The sequence below is a fragment of the Aureimonas sp. AU22 genome, from assembly GCF_001463745.1.
GTDB lineage: Bacteria > Pseudomonadota > Alphaproteobacteria > Rhizobiales > Rhizobiaceae > Aureimonas.
This window is the reverse complement of record NZ_BBWJ01000040.1, coordinates 115,173-132,315: the sequence shown is the minus strand read 5'-3', so window position 1 is coordinate 132,315 and position 17,143 is coordinate 115,173. Positions and strand designations below refer to the sequence as shown.

General features: G+C 67.0%; 17 protein-coding genes. 13 read left to right on the top strand and 4 right to left on the bottom strand.

The window, feature by feature from the left end; translation table 11 throughout:
• Positions 1-48 precede the first annotated feature (48 nt).
• A complete protein-coding gene (gene dinB, locus AUL34_RS14275) occupies positions 49-1,194 on the top strand; it encodes a DNA polymerase IV (RefSeq protein WP_061934923.1) in 1,146 nt (381 codons plus the stop codon).
• Positions 1,195-1,650: 456 nt separating this feature from the next.
• On the opposite strand, the gene AUL34_RS14270 is transcribed toward dinB, so the two are convergent.
• Positions 1,651-1,980, bottom strand: a complete 330-nt coding sequence (locus AUL34_RS14270; protein ID WP_061934921.1) for a helix-turn-helix domain-containing protein — start codon at positions 1,978-1,980, stop codon at positions 1,651-1,653.
• 230 nt (positions 1,981-2,210) lie between these two features.
• Here AUL34_RS14270 and AUL34_RS14265 point away from each other — a divergent pair, with 230 nt between their 5' ends.
• From AUL34_RS14265 to AUL34_RS14220, 10 genes are all read left to right on the top strand, one after another.
• The gene (locus tag AUL34_RS14265; RefSeq protein WP_061934919.1) at positions 2,211-2,828 is read left to right on the top strand and encodes a hypothetical protein; all 618 of its coding nucleotides are present in this window, start codon (positions 2,211-2,213) and stop codon (positions 2,826-2,828) included.
• Between the two features lie 202 nt (positions 2,829-3,030).
• Positions 3,031-3,366 carry a hypothetical protein gene (locus tag AUL34_RS14260; protein WP_061934917.1) on the top strand — a complete coding sequence of 112 codons (336 nt, stop codon included), beginning with the start codon at positions 3,031-3,033 and terminating at the stop codon, positions 3,364-3,366.
• A gap of 40 nt (positions 3,367-3,406) precedes the next feature.
• A complete protein-coding gene (locus AUL34_RS14255) occupies positions 3,407-5,329 on the top strand; it encodes an AAA family ATPase (RefSeq protein ID WP_244492577.1) in 1,923 nt (640 codons plus the stop codon).
• Positions 5,330-5,646: 317 nt separating this feature from the next.
• Positions 5,647-7,542, top strand: a complete 1,896-nt coding sequence (locus AUL34_RS14250; RefSeq protein ID WP_202814956.1) for an ATP-dependent endonuclease — start codon at positions 5,647-5,649, stop codon at positions 7,540-7,542.
• A gap of 6 nt (positions 7,543-7,548) precedes the next feature.
• Positions 7,549-8,949, top strand: a complete 1,401-nt coding sequence (locus AUL34_RS14245) for a UvrD-helicase domain-containing protein (RefSeq protein WP_061934911.1) — start codon at positions 7,549-7,551, stop codon at positions 8,947-8,949.
• Between the two features lie 350 nt (positions 8,950-9,299).
• On the top strand, positions 9,300-9,716 hold the full coding sequence (locus AUL34_RS14240) for a nuclear transport factor 2 family protein (protein WP_061934909.1): 417 nt from the start codon (positions 9,300-9,302) through the stop codon (positions 9,714-9,716).
• A gap of 3 nt (positions 9,717-9,719) precedes the next feature.
• Positions 9,720-10,235 (top strand): RNA polymerase sigma factor, encoded by a 516-nt coding sequence (locus AUL34_RS14235; RefSeq protein ID WP_055851749.1) that lies wholly within the window; start codon positions 9,720-9,722, stop codon positions 10,233-10,235.
• Positions 10,232-11,041, top strand: coding sequence for an anti-sigma factor (locus AUL34_RS14230; RefSeq protein ID WP_061934907.1), 810 nt, complete (start codon positions 10,232-10,234; stop codon positions 11,039-11,041). Before AUL34_RS14235 ends, AUL34_RS14230 begins: the two co-directional genes overlap by 4 nt.
• Entirely contained in the window at positions 11,038-11,931 is an 894-nt protein-coding gene (locus AUL34_RS14225; RefSeq protein ID WP_061934905.1) for a LysR family transcriptional regulator, read from the top strand. The genes AUL34_RS14230 and AUL34_RS14225 overlap by 4 nt, the downstream gene beginning before the upstream one ends.
• Positions 11,928-12,593, top strand: coding sequence for a uracil-DNA glycosylase family protein (locus AUL34_RS14220; protein ID WP_061934903.1), 666 nt, complete (start codon positions 11,928-11,930; stop codon positions 12,591-12,593). Before AUL34_RS14225 ends, AUL34_RS14220 begins: the two co-directional genes overlap by 4 nt.
• Positions 12,594-12,618: 25 nt before the next feature.
• Here AUL34_RS14220 and AUL34_RS14215 read toward each other — a convergent pair whose 3' ends face one another.
• On the bottom strand, positions 12,619-13,770 hold the full coding sequence (locus AUL34_RS14215) for a TDT family transporter (protein ID WP_061934901.1): 1,152 nt from the start codon (positions 13,768-13,770) through the stop codon (positions 12,619-12,621).
• Positions 13,771-13,965: 195 nt separating this feature from the next.
• Between AUL34_RS14215 and AUL34_RS14210 the strand changes: the two genes are divergently transcribed.
• The gene (locus AUL34_RS14210) at positions 13,966-14,370 is read left to right on the top strand and encodes a DUF305 domain-containing protein (RefSeq protein WP_090672828.1); all 405 of its coding nucleotides are present in this window, start codon (positions 13,966-13,968) and stop codon (positions 14,368-14,370) included.
• Positions 14,367-15,749, top strand: a complete 1,383-nt coding sequence (locus AUL34_RS14205) for a YncE family protein (RefSeq protein WP_061934897.1) — start codon at positions 14,367-14,369, stop codon at positions 15,747-15,749. The genes AUL34_RS14210 and AUL34_RS14205 overlap by 4 nt, the downstream gene beginning before the upstream one ends.
• Positions 15,750-15,775: 26 nt before the next feature.
• Here AUL34_RS14205 and AUL34_RS14200 read toward each other — a convergent pair whose 3' ends face one another.
• Positions 15,776-15,958 carry a hypothetical protein gene (locus tag AUL34_RS14200; RefSeq protein WP_139183988.1) on the bottom strand — a complete coding sequence of 61 codons (183 nt, stop codon included), beginning with the start codon at positions 15,956-15,958 and terminating at the stop codon, positions 15,776-15,778.
• A 112-nt stretch (positions 15,959-16,070) separates the two neighbouring features.
• Entirely contained in the window at positions 16,071-17,132 is a 1,062-nt protein-coding gene (locus AUL34_RS14195) for a molybdopterin-dependent oxidoreductase (RefSeq protein WP_061934975.1), read from the bottom strand.
• Between the last annotated feature and the right edge of the window lie 11 nt (positions 17,133-17,143).

Sequence of the window (17,143 nt, the reverse complement as noted above, 5' to 3'; positions counted from 1 at the left end):
ATGGAGCACGTGGGGAAGCCCAAACCTGGGGGGACGCGAGGTCCAGCAATGCCTGCCACCGACCCGGACCATACGCAGGCCGCACTCTCGTCGGATGCGCCCCTTAAGCCGACGCGTCAGCGCAAAGTCATCCATGTCGACATGGACGCTTTCTATGCAAGCGTGGAGCAAAGGGACAACCCCGAGCTGCGCGGCCGACCCGTCGCTGTCGGCGGATCGCGGGAACGAGGCGTGGTCGCGGCGGCAAGCTACGAGGCGAGGCGCTTCGGGGTTCACTCTGCCATGCCGTCAGTCTCCGCAAAGCGCTCGTGCCCCGAGCTCGTGTTCGTGAAGCCGCGCTTCGACGTGTACAAGGAGGTCTCGCTCCAGATCAGGGCGATCTTCTCCGAGTACACGTCCTTGATCGAGCCGTTGTCGCTTGACGAAGCGTACCTCGACGTCACCGAAAACCTGAAGGGTGTAGAGTACGCCACCCAGATCGCGAGGGAGATACGGACTCGCATCTGGGAGGAAACCAGCCTGACAGCATCCGCTGGTATCAGCGTGAATAAATTCTTGAGCAAGATGGCATCCGATCAGAACAAGCCGAATGGCCAGTTCGTGATCACGCCAGATATGGCTCCGTCTTTCGTTGCGGGTCTCCGGGTCGGGAAGTTTCATGGCATCGGACAGAAGACCGAGGAGAAGATGAATCGCCTCGGAATCTTCACTGGCTTAGATCTACGGGCCATGTCAATTGAAGCCCTTCGACAAAACTTCGGCAAGTCGGGGAGCCACTACTATTGGATCGCCCGAGGCATCGATGATCGGCCGGTCCGCCCGGATCGCATCAGGAAGTCCGTCGGCGCCGAGAACACCTTCGAGCGTGACCTCTCCTCCTACGAGGAGATGACGGAAGTCCTGGCTCCAATCATCGACAAGGTATGGAACCATTGCGCGAGGACCGGGATACGCGGTCGTACCGTCACCCTGAAGGTCAAGTACCAGGACTTCCAGCAGATCACGCGAAGCCGGTCGGTGCAGGACGAGGTCCAGGGTAGGGACGGCATCGCCCGGATCAGCGGAGAGCTGCTCGCGGGTCTTTTCCCCATGCCGAGGCCCGTCCGTCTCCTCGGCGTGTCCCTTTCGGGTCTCAACACCGAGGCCGACGAGGCCGTGACGGATGATGGCCCGCAGCTCTCGCTGGGGCTCTAGGAAAGCCGAACCAGGCGCCGGCGCGAGGATCCCGGTCACCTCCGCTTACGACCCGTAACGTGCGACATGCGCGCCATCGGCGGCGGTGCACGTTCGGCTCGGGCGGCGACCGGTATGCGCTTCGCCCGGTTGTTGTCCCATCGGGCGCCCCTGACCAACGCCCGCGTGCCCGCCAGTGGGCAGTGCGGGCATCCGAACGGAGCATGGCGGATGCCTGCCCGTTCCTCCCGCGCCGGCCCCGGCCTCCGGACGCTAGCCGCGGTCGAGGATTCAGGCTCAGTCCTCCTTGCGGCCCCGAGCGTGGCCGGCATGCCCCTGCCATCATCGTGAAGCCAAGGTGCTGACCTCCCGTCCCATCCGCAGTCGTCACGACCGGACGCAGGACGTGCCGCGCGCCGAACATGGAGTCCAGTTGGATCAGGCTGCTCTCGAACGGAGGTGGCGGGCGGACCGCTATCAGGTTTCGGGTTCGGCTTGGTTCATCCGGCTGCGGCGCTGGTCAGCTCGTTTCCGCGTCCAATCCATACCGGTTTCGCGAGAGACGCGAACGCCGGGACCGTGCGACTCCGTCTCCCCCAAGAAGATCACGCCCTCCTCCTCCAAGACCTCCTTCAAGATCTCCAACGTGGAGAGCAGGCAGTCGGGATTGCCCGCCTCCAAGTTCAGGAGCGAGCGGCGCGACACCTGGGACCGTTCCGCCAACTCGTCGAGGGAGAGTTTGGCCAGCAGCCGAGCGGCTTGGAGAAGGTTCGGATCGAAGGGCATCTGCGCCTGAGCATCGCCCATGTGTCGTCCTTGTCAACAATTAGGGCGGTCCTGCGCTCGGTTGCACTTGAGGTGCAGTCCATTAGCGTGAGAGTGCAGTCCGTTGCATTTCTCGCCTCCACATCGTAAGGAATCGCCATCGAACGACGGCGTCGCCGATTCGCGGGGGACGACCCCGTCCGCGGCGGGGCGCGCGAGCGGAGGTCGGTGACGTGCCCCCAGTCCCATCCATTCACGAAGAGATCCTTGGAATGGCCCAGGCACGCCGCGACCGGAGGTCCGCGCGCCATGCGGACGAGGCGAACCGTCGGGAGACTTCGCTCGGGGCACGCCTTCCGTCCGCCGACGAGCTCCTGCGCGGCCATCCGCTCCTCGGGAACGACATCAGGCGCGACATCGTAGGATTCGTGGATAGCGCCTTTGTAGAGCTGACGGACGAGGAGGCCGCAGCTTCGCTGCGCCGGCTTGCGGAGGCATCTCGCGTCGGCAAGCAGGACGGTGAGGCGGACGACGCCGCCATCCTGAGTGCGCTGCGGGCATGCCGCCTGTCGTCCGAAGCGGACGCCGACGGTAGCATTCGCCTCCGCTGCGTGATCTACGCCGCACTGCTGGGCGACATCGACGCCGCGCATGCCGTTGCCGCGGAAGCCGCGCTTGCAGCCTACGTACAGGACTGGCACCTCGAGGGCGACGGCAGCGTGCTCGTCTGGCAGGCCGCGGCATGGTCCGCCTATGCCGCGACCCAGGTCGGCGTCTTCAGGCGGCTGCCCTACGCAATCACCGAGATGCCGTCGGCCAGGGAGCGCGTGGACGCGTTCGCCGACGAGTTCCGCCTCAGGGTTGGCCGCCTGGCGGCCGAGGTGGACTGACCGTGCGGTTCGTTCCGAAGGCAGGCTTGGCGGAGGCAAGCGCCCCGCAGGCGCCGCACAGGGGACCGACACCTGGCCGGGTCCTGCGGCACCGAGCGACGCCGGGTCTAGCCAACCCCACGGCACGGATATGCCTCGCCAACTGACGCCCACCCCCGTCGGTACCGCGCCGCCGCGAGCGGCCAAAGCGAGAGCACACCCCATGACCATCCTTCTGACCGCCCATGGGTGGCGGGACCAGCTCGACACCGAGATCGAGCAAATTTCCGACCTCCTGCGCGACCTTTGCCACCTTCGCGATCACGGCTTGCCCCCGGGTCACATCCTTGCCGCCGCGCCCCTTCTCGACGACTGGTCCCCGGCGGCGCGCAAGGTCCCTTGTCTCGTGGGACGCCCCCACGGCCATCCACACGTCTCCGGACGAAAGGCTGCCGTGACGTCCCCGCTGTGCCTTCTGTCCCTCGAACAAGGTTTCGCCCGAACCGCCAGCCGCTTCTGGCGCTTGGGCAACGCCGCGGCGGGGGTGTCCGATGTCTAGGCGCCTCGACATCGAACCCAACTCGATCGCCGGACGCCTGATGCCAGCGACGAGGATCGCGGACGAACTCCTACGTGCGACGTTCACCCAAGGTGGGTTTCCGAAGGCGCTGTCGCGGGAGGCGAGCTTGGTCGTCGTCTACGGGGTTCGTCCCGACGACGCGGCCATCCTCAACCTCGCCGCGCAGGACCTGATCGGCGGAACCGAGGATGATGCCTGGAGCGTGGAAGCCAGGGTGCGGGACTGGACGGACTTGGATGCCCAGCGTCCGGATTATGTCCAGCGCCTTCTGAACGAGGCCAGCGTCGCCACGCGTACCGTTATCGTCCTTTGCCGGCGCCGAGCGGACGTGCCCACCGTCGTCGAAGCGGTCGCCGACGCCGTCCTGCCGCTCGCCGACCGCAAAGGGACTGTCGAGGCGTTCGTGGAGGAGATCGGCAAGTTCCTGCCCGACACGGCGCTCGTGGCGCGGTTGTCGGCCTTGCCGCTCACGTACCTCAACCTCGTCTTGAGGCCGGGGGCGTCCCGCGAGCGCATGTGGACCGTCGCCGGGCGCCTGCGGCGAACCGTCAAGTCGAACGGGGACAGGAAGCCAAGTCCGCAGGACGACAAGCGGACCAAGAAGGCGGGAGCTACCCGGCCAACCCGATCGACCAACGAAAGGCATCCCGAGCGTCTCGAAGACATGCCGGGCATGGGCGAAGCCCAGCGATGGGGCCTGTCCCTGGCTGCCGACCTAGCCCGCTACCGCGATGGCTCACTGCCGTGGAGCGACGTGGAGAACGGTGCCGTCCTCCACGGGCCGCCGGGAACGGGAAAAACGCTGTTCGCGCGCGCGCTGGCGGGGTCCTGCGGCGTCCCGCTGTTTTCGCATTCCTTCGCCTCGTGGCAGGCCAAGGGCCATCTGGGAGACCTGCTCAAGGCGCTTCGCGCCGCCTTCGACGAGGCTCGGAAGGCTGCCCCGTGCGTTCTGTTCATCGACGAGCTCGACTCCGTGGGGAACCGCGAAGAGCCGTTAGGAGACCACGCCTCCTACCAGCGCCAAGTCGTCAACGGTCTCCTGGAATCCCTCGACGGCACCGTCGGCCGCGGCGGCGTCGTGGTCGTCGCGGCAACCAACCACATCGCCGCCATCGACCGGGCGGTGCTCCGGCCGGGTCGACTGGGTCGCATCGTCGAGATCACCCTTCCCGACGTCGCAGGGCGGGTCGCAATTCTCCGACACCACCTTCGGGGGGACCTGGCCGACGTCGACCTCCAAAGCCTCGCCGACGAAATCGGCGAGGCTTCAGGTGCAGTGCTGGCGCAACTCGTGCGCGAGGCTCGAGCCGCTGCCCGGCAGGACACCAGGTCCCTGCTTGAGGCCGATCTCTGGACTGCCCTGCCGAAGGGCACCGAACTCTCCGAGGCGTCGTTCCGGCGGGCATGTGTCCATGAAGCTGGGCACCTTGTCGTCGGGTTGGAACTGGCCGCCGTTTCGGGCCTCGTCCCAACCGGCGCGTCGGTCCGGCGCCGCGTTCGGAACGGCAAGGAGAACAAGACCGACTTCAGGGTCGACGAGGGGTTTGACAGTACGCGGGAAAGCCTGGAGGCGACACTCATGGTTTTCATGGCAGGCCTCGCGGCGGAGGAGGTCGTCCTCGGCTCAAGGGGCGCCCTCTCGGGAGGCAGCGCGGATGCGGACCTTGTCAGGGCGACGAAGCTTGCGCGGTCGGCGCAGCGCTCGCTTGGCCTTGGCGAGCGACTGTCGTCGATGCCGAAGGACGGGGTCGCTGCCTTGGACGACCTCGACCTGTCGAGACGGGTCGAAGACATGCTGACGAGGTGCCTGACAGAGGCGAAGCTGATCGTCGAGCGGCGAAGGCCGGATGTCGAACGTGTGGCCGCGCGGCTCGTCGAGGCGCAGGAGTTCGCCCTGGGGGTCGACGTTGCGTCACCTCTCAGCTCCTCAGCGGCGCCATGACGTACCGGCTGGCTCGCGATCGTTGCGCCAACGAGTTTGACCGTCCCTGTCGGCGAGCGTGGGTCGTGATCACCAATCAGCAGTTTGAGGCGCTCGTTGTGAACAGGGGAACCGCACCGGGAAAGCTCGAGGCCGAGCGTGTCGAGTTGTAGGCCTGACGAATCGTCTTCTTGCAACTGCGACAGTGACGGTTTGGCAGTTCTCGATGGGGTGCTGCCGCATTGAGGCCATCTCCGGGGAGACGGCCCTCCACACGAACTTCCACCACCTGACGGACGCGGACGGCGACCTTCCCGAGAGGGATGTTGCGTCTCGCTATGCGGGGGGCGCAGCACCAAGGCCTCCAATCCTCAAACACGCTGGCGCAGGGTGCGTTCGCACCGCGAAGGGGACGGACAGCCGGCCCGAACCCCGTACGACGCAGGCCTGAACCGCCCGCCTTACGTTTTCGCGCCCAGCCCGTAAGCTCGCCCTTCGGAACGGGGCGAATCAGTGGCATGGCCAGGATACGGAAACTGGAGATCGAGAACTTCCGCGGGATCCGCGGCCTTGAGTGGCATCCGTCGCCGGGATTCAACTGCCTGGTAGGGCCTGGGGACGCAGGGAAGTCGACGGTGCTGGACGCCATCGACCTGTGCCTCGGGGCACGGCGCAATCCCCAGTTCACGGACTCCGACTTCCACGGCCTGGACTGCGACCGATCCGTCGCGATCCGGGCGACCGTGGGGGATCTGCCTCCCGACTTGCAGTCCTTCGAGGCGCACGGACACCATCTGCGGGGCTACGACCCGTTGCTGGGATCGGTCGAGGACGAGCCCGGCAACGGCCTCGATACGGTGCTCACCGTCGAGCTGCGCGTGGGCGACGACCTCGAGCCGCGTTGGTGCCTCGTGTCCGACCGCGCGACGCGTGCGGGCGTCGAGAGGTCGCTCTCTTGGCGGGACAGGCTCAAGCTTGCCCCGACGCGCCTCTCCGGCGCGGGGGGGCACCACCTGGGCTGGTCGCGCGGCTCGATCCTGAACAGGCTCTCCGACGAGCGGGCGGACGTCTCGGCCGCCGTGTCGCGCGCCGCGCGCCAGACGAGGTCGTCGCTGGGAACCGAGGCGGGCAGCGACCTCGCCAAGGCACTGGCATCTGTCCACGCGCTCTCCGTACGGCTGGGCGTCCCTGTCGGCGACGGGGTCACCGCGATGCTCGACGCCCGGTCGATGGCGTTCGGCAACGGCACCATCTCCCTTCACGACGAGGGTGGCGTTCCGCTCCAGGGGTTGGGACTCGGCTCGTCCCGGCTCCTCGTCGCCGGGATGCAGCGCGAGGCGGGATCCGGTTCCTCCATCGTCCTCGTCGACGAACTCGAGCATGGCCTCGAGCCGCACCGCATCCACAGCCTGTTGTCCGAACTCGGCGCCGCGGACAGGAGGGAGCCGCTACAGGTTTTCGCGACAACCCATTCGCCTGTCGTGGTCAAGGAGTTGTCGGTCGGACAGTTGCATGTCGCGCGTCGGTCGCGCGAGGGGATCGCCAGCTTGCGGCGCGTCGCGGCGACAGAGGAGATGCAGAAGGCAGTGCGCGCCTGTTCCGAGGCCCTCCTTTCGCGAACCGTGCTGGTGTGCGAGGGGCCGACCGAGATCGGCCTCGTCCGGGGATTGGACCGTTTCCGCACTGCCGGAGGTTCGGCGCCGGCCGGCGCGCTCGGCGTCGCCTTCGTGGACGGCAATGGGCAGAACACGTATCGCCGCGCATTAGCATTCCAGGCCTTGGGTTACCGGACCGCGATCCTGCGTGATCGGGACAAGGAACCCGACCCTACCGAAGCAGCCGCCTTCGCGCGAAGCGGCGGCGTGACTTTTGCATGGCGCCAGGGAAACGCGACCGAGGACGAACTTTTCGCCGCACTGACCGACGGCGCGGTCGGCAGCATGCTGGACGCTGCCGCATCTTGCCGGACCCGGGAACACGTCGACAGCAACATCCGCTCGCTGTCGAACGGCAAGACGACGCTGGACAACGTGGAACTCGACATCGTTTGCGGCGCCCTTGATCGGGAAACGCGTGCCTTCCTCGGCAAGGCGGCCAACAAAGGCAAGTGGTTCAAGACGATCACCGACATGCAGGACGTCGCGTCGGACGTCGTGGGACCGGACCTGTCGTCCGCCGACCCCGAGTTCGTGAAAGTCGTGAATGACGTTTTCGGGTGGCTCGCGGGGGCTTAGGGCGGCATGGACCTGCTCTCGATCGAAAGGGGCTCCGTCGTTGCGCCGGCGGGATGCGGGAAGACGGAGCTGATCGCCGCTGCCCTCAAGCAGCACCGCGGCCGCCTGCCCATACTCGTCCTGACGCACACCAACGCCGGCGCGGCTGCCCTGCGGGCGCGCACGGCCCGCGACGGCGTGTCTCCCCGTGCGTTCCGGGTGTCGACGATCGACGGCTGGGCCATGCGCCTGATCTCGACGTTTCCAGCTCGAAGCGGCCATGACCCTCTCGTCCTCGGCGCCAAGCCGGACTACCCGCTGATCCGCGCCGCAGCGGACGCGCTGATCCGCAGCGGACATCTCTGCGACATCCTCGCGTCCACCTACGAAAGGGTTGTGATCGACGAGTACCAGGATTGCTCGCGGCTCCAGCATTCACTGGCGGTCGGGCTCGCCGACGTCCTGCCGACCGCCGTCCTCGGCGACCCGATGCAGGCGATCTTCGACTTCGCCGACGACGACCCGATCGTGGACTGGGACGGCCAGGCCTTGCGGGCCTTTCCGGAGGCGCACACCCTCCGAAAGCCATGGCGCTGGATCAATGCGGGCGCCGAGCCGCTCGGGCACTGGTTGCTCGACGCGCGGGAACGGCTCGCTACGGGACTCCGGCCTGACCTCCGCGGGGTGAGGGGCGTCGAATGGGTCCGTCTCGACGGCGGCGCGGAGGACCATCGGAAGCGGCTGGGGGCATGCAACACGCGCGCGCCCGAGAACGGCCGTGTGCTGATCATCGGCCATGGCCAGAAGGCGTCGGTCCGCCATGGGTTCGCCAGCCGGGCGCACAGGGCCGTCACCGTCGAGGGGGTGGAGCTGAGGGACCTGATGCGCTTCGCGGCCTGTCTCGACTTCGGATCGCCCGACGCCACGGACACCATCCTCGCATTCGCCGCGAGCGTGATGACGGGGGTCGGGCAGGGCGCCTTCCTCAAACGGCTTGGCACGTTGCGCAGCGGCCGCCAGCGCAGCGCACCGTCCGATGCCGAGGCGGCGGCGCTGACCTTCGAGAGGGACAGGCATCCGCAGGCGGCGGCGGAACTCCTCATGCGGATCGCGGGGCAACCTGACGTCAGGGTATACCGTCCGACGATCCATCAAGCTTGCCTTCAGGCCCTACGGCACTGCCCGGACGGTGACTTCCGCGCGTCCGTCGTCCGCGTGCGCGAGGCGAACCGCCACCTCGGCCGCGAACTTCCCCGGCGCGCGGTCGGAAGCACTCTGCTGCTGAAGGGGCTGGAGGCCGACGTCGCTGTGGTGCTCGATGCCGACGAGCTGTCGCCCAAGAACCTATACGTGGCCTTCACCCGTGGTGCCCGACGTCTCGTCGTGTGTTCGCGGCATGCGGAGCCGGGCCGGCGGTCAGGCGGATAAGGCACCAACTGGGCGCTGAAGCCAGTGATCGGACTGCGCGGCATGCGACCGTCCCGGGTTGGGAAACGTGGCTCAACGCGCCCGGCCGGCCGGGAGCTTGGTGAGGACGCCGATCCGTGATTACGTCTGTGTAGGCTGTGCATCCTGTCCGCGCGATTGAGTGAAGCGGCGCTTCCGCTATCGACCCAACGAAGCCCTTTGGTGCCTTTTCAGCTTGCGCCGTTAGCGGACGTTCCGTCTGGACGCCGAACTGAACCTGCTCGTCTCTAATTTTCAATCCTTTGGGAATAAGCGCCGTTCCCGGACGTCTTCCGTTGGCCAATCGCGGCCGAACCGAAGGACACCGAGCCATGAAGACCCTCCTTGCAGCCATCGCCATTCTTTCCGCCGGGGCTTCGACCGCGCTTGCGGGTCCCGCCGGCGACATGGCGAAGGCGCATATCGAAGCGATCACCAAGGGCGATAGCGCCGCGGTCACCGCCGCCTATGCCCCGTCCGCAACGCTTCACTGGGTCGGCGGTCCGCTCGATGGCACCTACACGGGCCCCGAGATCGCCGCGACCTGGGCAAAGTTCGCCAAGGCGCAGACCGGCCTCAAGGCCACCGTCGTCGAGATGCGCGAGAGCATGAACCCGAAGGGCGCCACCGTCGTCGCCGATGTCGTCTTCGCCAACGACAACAAGATCCCGGTGCGCTACGTCATGATGTTCCGGGACGGCAAGCTCACCGACGAGATCTGGCAGATCGACCCAACGCTGGCGAAGTAAAGCATGTCGACCGACGAGATCGCGGCGCGGATCGAACCGCTCATTCCGGGCCTGAGGCGCTATGCCTATGCGCTGGTGCGCGATGGCGACGCCGCCGACGATCTCGTCCAGGACTGCCTGGAGCGTGCCGTCGGGCGCTGGCACCTACGCCGGCCCGACGGCGACCTGCGCGCCTGGCTGTTCGCCATCCTGCGCAACCTCCACCTCTCGGGCCTGCGCCAGCACAAGCGGCGTGGGCCCCACGTGGCGCTCGACGAGATGGCCTCGCCGCCGGCGGTGGATGGCGACCAGGACGGTCGCGCCGGGCTCCGCGACGTTCTCGCGGGGCTCGATGCGCTGAGTGAAGAGCACCGCACCGTCCTCCTTCTCGTCGGCGTCGAAGACATGAGCTACGACGAGGCGGCGCGGGTGATCGGGCTGCCGGTCGGCACGGTCATGTCGCGCCTGTCGCGGGCGCGCGAGAAGCTGCGCGCCATCCTGGAGACCGGGATCCGCGCGCCCTTGAGGAGAGTCAAATGAGGCGCAGGGACACGCCCGTCGGCGAGGACGACCTGCAAGCCTATGTGGACGGACGGCTCGAGGCCGAGCGGCTGCCCGTAGTCGAAGCCTATCTCACGGAGCGACCGGAGATCGCCGCGGCCCTCGCTCGCGACCGCGAGATCGCCCGGGCACTGCGCGAACGGCTTGCCTTCAAGGCCGAGGAGCCGATTCCCGCGCGGTTGCGCATGGCAAACATCCGCGAGGCCCGTCGCGGTCGCTTCGCGGCCACACGTCTGCGCATCGCGGCCGTCATGGGCTGGCTGATCCTCGGTAGCGCCGGCGGGTGGCTGGCGAACGACGTCCTGCGCGTGCCGCCGCAGATGGCTCGTGTGGCGGTCATGGCCGACGAGGCGATCGCGGCGCATCGCACCTTCGTGGTCGAGGTGGTCCATCCCGTCGAAGTGCGGGCCGACGAGGAGGCGCATCTCCTGCAATGGCTATCGAAGCGGCTGGGAACGCGGCTGTCGGCTCCGGACCTGACGGGGCTCGGCTATCGGCTAATGGGCGGGCGCCTCCTGCCTGCGGGCGCGGGTCCCGCTGCGATGCTGATGTACGACGACGACCAGGGCACGCGGCTGACGCTGTTCATCAAGACCGACGAGAAGGACGAGACGTCGTTCCAGTTCGTCGAGGAGAACGGCATCTCAGCCTTCTTCTGGCGCGACGCCGGCCTTGGCTACGTCGTGTCGGCCGAGGCGCCGCGCGAACGGCTGATGCAGGTGGCGACGGCCGTCTACGACAGCCTGAACCGCCCCGCCCCGGGCCTCTCAGGCGGTACGCTGTGACGCTCGATCAGCTTCGCATCTTCGTTGCCGTTGCCGAACGCGAGCACGTGACGGAGGCGGCGAAGTCGCTGAACCTAACGCAGTCGGCGACGAGCGCCGCCATAGCCGCACTGGAGGAGCGCCACGACGTCCGGCTGTTCGACCGCGTGGGGCGGAGGATCGAACTCACCGAGGCGGGTCGCCTGTTTTTGCCCGAGGCCCGCGCGGTGCTTGCGCGGGCCGAGGATGCCGGCCTCATGCTTTCCGAACTTGCCGGACTGAAGCGGGGTCGTCTCCGCATCGTCGCAAGCCAGACGGTGGCGAACCACTGGCTGCCGCCGGTGCTCGCGGGCTTCAAGGCCCGCCATCCCGGCATCGAACTTCGGCTGAGCATCGCCAACACGGCGCGCACGGCCGAGGCGGTGCTGGATGGCACGGCCGATCTCGGCTTCGTGGAGGACGAACTCGGCGATGCCAGGCTGGGAACGCAACGCGTCGCCGACGACCGGCTGATTCTGGTCGCGGCATCCATGCGCGTGGGCTCCGGCTTTCCCGTCGCAACCGGAGATCTCGTGTCGGCGCGCTGGGTGCTTCGCGAACGGGGCTCGGGCACCCGCGCGATCCTTGAAAGCGCGCTCGAAGCCTTCGGTGTCGATCCCACCGCGTTTTCGGTCGAACTCGAACTGCCCTCGAACGAGGCCGTGCGCGCGGCGATCGAGGCGGGCGCCGGCGTCGGGATCCTCCCCGCAGTGGTTGCGGATGCCGGCCTTCGCACGGGGAAGCTGGTGGCGCTGCCCTTCGACCTGCCGTCGCGCGGGTTCCATTCGGTGCTGGCAAGGGACCGTCACCCGAGCCGCGCCGTCGCCGCCTTTCTGGCCGAGCTGCCGACGATCGAGGTTCCGCGGGCGTGATCGATGGATCGACCACGTCCAGACGACATTCAGTCGACGCGATCGTCGAGCGTCTCTCGGCGCTGCCCGGCAAGGCCAACCTGTTCAACCCGTATGCCGGGTTCGACGCGGAGATCGAGGGCGCGGACGCGCCGGTAACTCGCCGTCGCAATCTCGGGCGCTATCTCGCCGCTATGGCGAATCGCGACGTCCGTGACCTCTGGCTCGGCGAAGCACCCTCGCGCTTTGGAGCGCGTCGGACAGGCGTGCCGTTCACGGGTGACGGGCGTCTCGCCGACCTGTCGCAGCGGCTCGGCCTCGATCCGCCGCTAGCGCGGGCGACCCGCGGGACCCTGCCGACACTGGAGTCTGGAACCTCCCGGGAGATCTGGAACGCGGTGCCCGACCCGCTGCCGTTGTTCTGGAACGCGGTGCTCTTCCATCCCCATCGCGGCGTTCTGCCCTTGCGCAACCGGACGCCGACGCGGACCGAGATCGCCGAACATCGGAAGGTGCTGGAGATGATCGTCGCGATCTTCGCGCCGCGCCGAATCCTCTGCATCGGCCGGATGGCGCAGCGTGCGGCGGACGGGCTCGGTATCCCCGCCACCTACGTGCGCCACCCCGCCCAGGGCGGCGCCATCCGGTTCCGGGCCGGCGTCACCGCCTTCCTCGACGACTGACCGCCAGTGGTTGCCCCTACTTCTCTCAATCGGCCTTGAGGCAGGGCGAGACGAAGAGATCGCCCCTCCAGGCACCGCGCACCGTCCTCGTTCCGACGATCACCCAAAGCACCGCCAGCACCGCAACGAGCACCGCGCCGAAGACGTGGATGGCAGCGAGCGGCAGGAGGGTGCCGAGCTTCAGCGTGGCCACGGCATAGACACCAAGGGGGAACGTGTAGCCCCACCAGCCGATGTTGAAGGGAAGGCCGTCGCGCAGGTAGCGCAGCGTCACGAGCACGGCCATCGCCAGCCACCAGAGCCCGTAGCCCCAGAGCAGCAGCCCGCCGAAGAGGCCGAGCCCTTCCGCGAAGGCGCCGAAGCGCTCCAGCCCGTTGGCGGAAAGGATCGCGGGCGCCGCGCCGCCCAGCGTCATGAGCCCGAGCGCGCCAGTGCCGATCGGCCCGAGCGCCAGCCAGCTCGACGCCGCCATGTTGGCGTGCGGCAGCTTGTGGACGGCCATGCGCAGGAGGAGCACGACGAGGATGCTGAGCGCGATCGGCACCGACAGCGCCCAGAGCGCATAGGAGAGGGTCAACACCACGAGCTGGGAATGCGGGTCGACGAGATGCGGCGCGAGCAGTCCCCCGGAGACGGCGGCGACTTCGGCCGCGACCACCGGCAGGAGCCAGACCGCGGTCATCTGGTCGATCGTGTGGCTCTGGCGCGTGAACATCATGAAGGGAATGGCGACCCCGCAGGCCGCCGCCATCGCGACGTCGATCCACCAGAGCGTCTCTGCGATCCCGACCGCCACTTCGCCGTAGCGCGGCAGGCCAAAGATCAGGAAGCCGTTGACGATGGTGGCGAGGCCCATCGGGATGCAGCCGAAGAACATCGACACGACGGAATGGCCGAAGATGCGCTTGGCCCCGTCGAAGAAGAAGATCCAGCGGGCAGCGTAGAGCCCAGCGAAGAGCGCGAAGAGCGCGATGTTGAACATCCAGAGGCCCTCGGCCACCGGATGCAGCATCGGCACGTCAGCCTGGAACTGCGACAGCGCAATCGCGAGGATCCCGGTACCCATCGTGGCGGCGAACCAGTTCGGGGTGAACTGGCGCACGACCTCGCGAGGGCTGTCGAGGCGCGACAGCGGTTGGAGGCCAAGGGTGACGGCACGCATCTGTTCGAAGGTCATTGGCGGGTCCTTATCCTGTCCGAACCATGCGCCACTGCAATCGTTCGATCCAACGCGTTGTTTTGGTCATTCCGATCGATGGGGGCGATGGATGCTTCAGGCGCCTCGCCCCGAATAAATGTTGCTGCCACGGGAATGAAAGGCATCCGCACGCGTCTTCTTGTCGAACCCGTACTTCGAGGACCCTGTGATTCCATGCTGAAGACGCTTTTCCTGACCTTGGCCTTCGCCGGGGCGTCACTCTCCTCGGCAGAGGCGCAGGACGCGCCCGCTCATCAGCACTCGGCGATGGTGCCGGCCACACCCGACGGCTCACACTATGCCGAAGCGACCGCCGAGGCGATGGAGAGGATGCACGCCGGTATGATGTCGGCCCCGGTGACCGGCGATCCCGAGCACGACTTCCTGTCCCAGATGATCCCGCATCACCAGGGCGCGATCGACATGGCCAAGGCCGTCCTCGGCTCGACCGAGGACCCGGCGATCCGCAACCTCGCGCAGTCCATCATCACCGAACAGACCTACGAGATTACGCTGATGCGCTCGATGCTCGCCGCATCTGCCGACAAACCAAAGCCCGTTCCGGAGACAACCCCATGACCCGCACCGCCATTCTCGCCGCCGCGCTCCTCGTCTCGACGTCGGCCTTCGCGCTGCCCGCCGCCTCAGACCGCGTCTACACCGCCGACCAGAACTCCAACACGGTCTCGGTCATCGACCCCGTCGCCAACAAGCTGCTGGGCCAGATCCGGCTCGGCAATCCGCGGCCGGACGTTCTGAGCCCCCTCTACAAGGGCGAGGTCAACGTCCACGGCCTAGGATTTTCGCCGGACCACAAGACGCTCGTCGTCGTCTCGACGGTGACGAACTCCGTCACCTTCATCGACACGGCGACCAATGCCGTGAAGGGCACGACCTATGTCGGGCGCAACCCGCACGAGGCCTTCTTCACGCCGGACGGGAGGGAAGTCTGGGCGACGGTGCGCGGAGAGGACTACCTCTCGGTGATCGATGCCACGACCTTCAAGGAGACGGGCCGCATCCCGACGACAAGCGGCCCCGGCATGACCAAGTTCTCGCGCGACGGCAAGCTCGCCTTCGTCGCCAACTCGTTCAACCCGGTGCTCGAGGTCTTCGACGTCGCGAGCCATGCGCTGGTGAAGCGGATCCCGGTCATCTCGCCCTTCGTGCCCTTCGTACAGGTGAGCCCTGACGGCAGCAACGTCTGGCTGACGCACAAGGACGTCGGCAAGGTCACGCGCGTCGATGCCAAGACGCTCGAGGTGAAGGAGGTGATCGACAGCGGGCCGATCTCCAACCATCTCGGCTTCGGAACGGTGGACGGCGAGACGCTGGTCTACGTCACGATCGGCGGCGAGAACGTCGTGAAGGTCTACAAGCCCGGCGAGAAGACGCAGCTCGTTGCAACGATTTCGGTCGGGGCGCTGCCACACGGCATCTGGGGTTCGGAGGACGGCAGCCGGATCTTCGTCGGGCTCGAGAACGGCGACAAGGTCGACGTGATCGACACGGCCGAGCAGAAGGTCGTGGCCGAGATCCCGACCGGACAGGCCCCGCAGGCCCTCGTCTTCGTGCCAGGCGCGGTTCCCGTGGGCGCGGGCACCGAAAACCTTGTGCCGTTGAAGGCGGGTCCAGAGAACCTGACGCTATCGCTGAAGGCGCCCGAGGGCGCGGACGGTTCCGGCATGGTCGTCTCGCGCAATCTCGGCCTCGTTGACGCGATCGACGTCAGCCTCGCCAAGCTGAAGCCGGTGACCGAATACGGCGTGTTCTTCGAAGGGCAGGACGAGCCCGTCGTGGTGCTGAAGACCAACGACAAGGGCGCCGGCATGGCCTCCAGCATCGGCCCGGTGCGCACGATCGGCGCCCCGGGGGAGCCGGCGGCGGGCAAGGAGCCGCGGCTGGTCGTGGTCGAGGGTCTGAAGGGTACGGCCAGCCCGGTCCTCACCAGCCGCTAGAGACGGCTGGGTCCAGAGTTGCGTTGCTAGCCAAGCGTGCTCCACAGGACGACGCAGACGGCCAGCAACGCACCTGCGATGAGAACCCATGAAAGACCTGAGTCGCGAGCCTTCGACACATCTCTGGCGCTCGATGGCCCATCTTCGATTTGGGCCAGCTCTTCCATCTCCAGCTCGTCTGTATCTTCCGGTCCATGCTGCTTGCTCATGGCAATCCCGCCTTTCATCTGCTCGCATCATCGACCAACCGCAGAAACGATCGGACGTGTTGGTGCGCTAGCCGATCGGACGCGTTCGCGGCCTTCGTCCCTTTGCGAAGCCTCAGCCGACTCTGATCGAGACGCGATGCCACGAATAGGCGAGATAACCCTTCCAATTCCAGATCTTCGCGATGTCGTCGGGTTGCGAACCGCCGACACCGTCGAAGGAACGGACGGCGAGCTGGTGCTGTCCGGTCGGTAGGTCGAGGACGACAGACCAGAAGATCCACGCCCACTGGGTATCAGCCTGCTTGTCGATAGTAGCCTCGTGCCAAATCTCGCCACCATCGTAGGAGACCTCGACCTTGGCGACGCCATTTTGCGTCCCGATCGCGTAGCCCTCAATCTTCGTCGTTCCCGGCTTCAACGTCGCCCCGGCAGCCGGAATGCAGATCGCAGCGTTCGAGGGCATGTCGTTGATGACGACGTTCGGATCCTTGTCGGCCGACTCCTTCGTCGTCGTCGGAGGAAAGAGCCGATACTCCTTTCGCTGGATCGGGGTATCGGCCTCTTCGTCCTGCACCATGATCGAGGCCAACCATTTGGGGCTGCGAGTTCCGGCGTAGCCGGGCACCACGACGCGTAGGGGAAAGCCGTGCTCGGCCATCAAGGGCTCGCCGTTCATGGCCCAGGCGAGGAGAACATCCGGGGTCATCGCCTTCTCGAGCGGGATCGAGACGCCGTAGTCGAAACGATCATCCTTCATGACGACCTCGTCATGCGCGAAGAACGCCACATGGAGCCCTGTGCCGTCTTCGGCGCCTGCGGCGCTGAGGACGTCAGCTAGCGAGACGCCGGTCCATTCCGCATTGCCGATCGCGCCGGGGCCCCAGAGGTCACCCTCGACATACCCGACATCGACCATGTCTGCCCGGCGGTTGCCGGCGCACTGCATGACGGCCATGACATTCCGCTCGGGGAAGCGTGACTTGAGATCCGAAAGCGACAGTTCGACGGGCGTCTCCACCTTGCCGCCGATCTTCAGCCTGTAGCCCGTCTCGTCGATCTTCGGCACGGTGCCGTGGTCGCGGATGTAGAAATCGGCCTGGGGCGTGACGAAGGAGGACCGGAGCTTGGCGATCGGCGTCTCGGCGTTCAAAGGAAGCTTGCTGTGGACGAGCAGGTCGCTGGCGG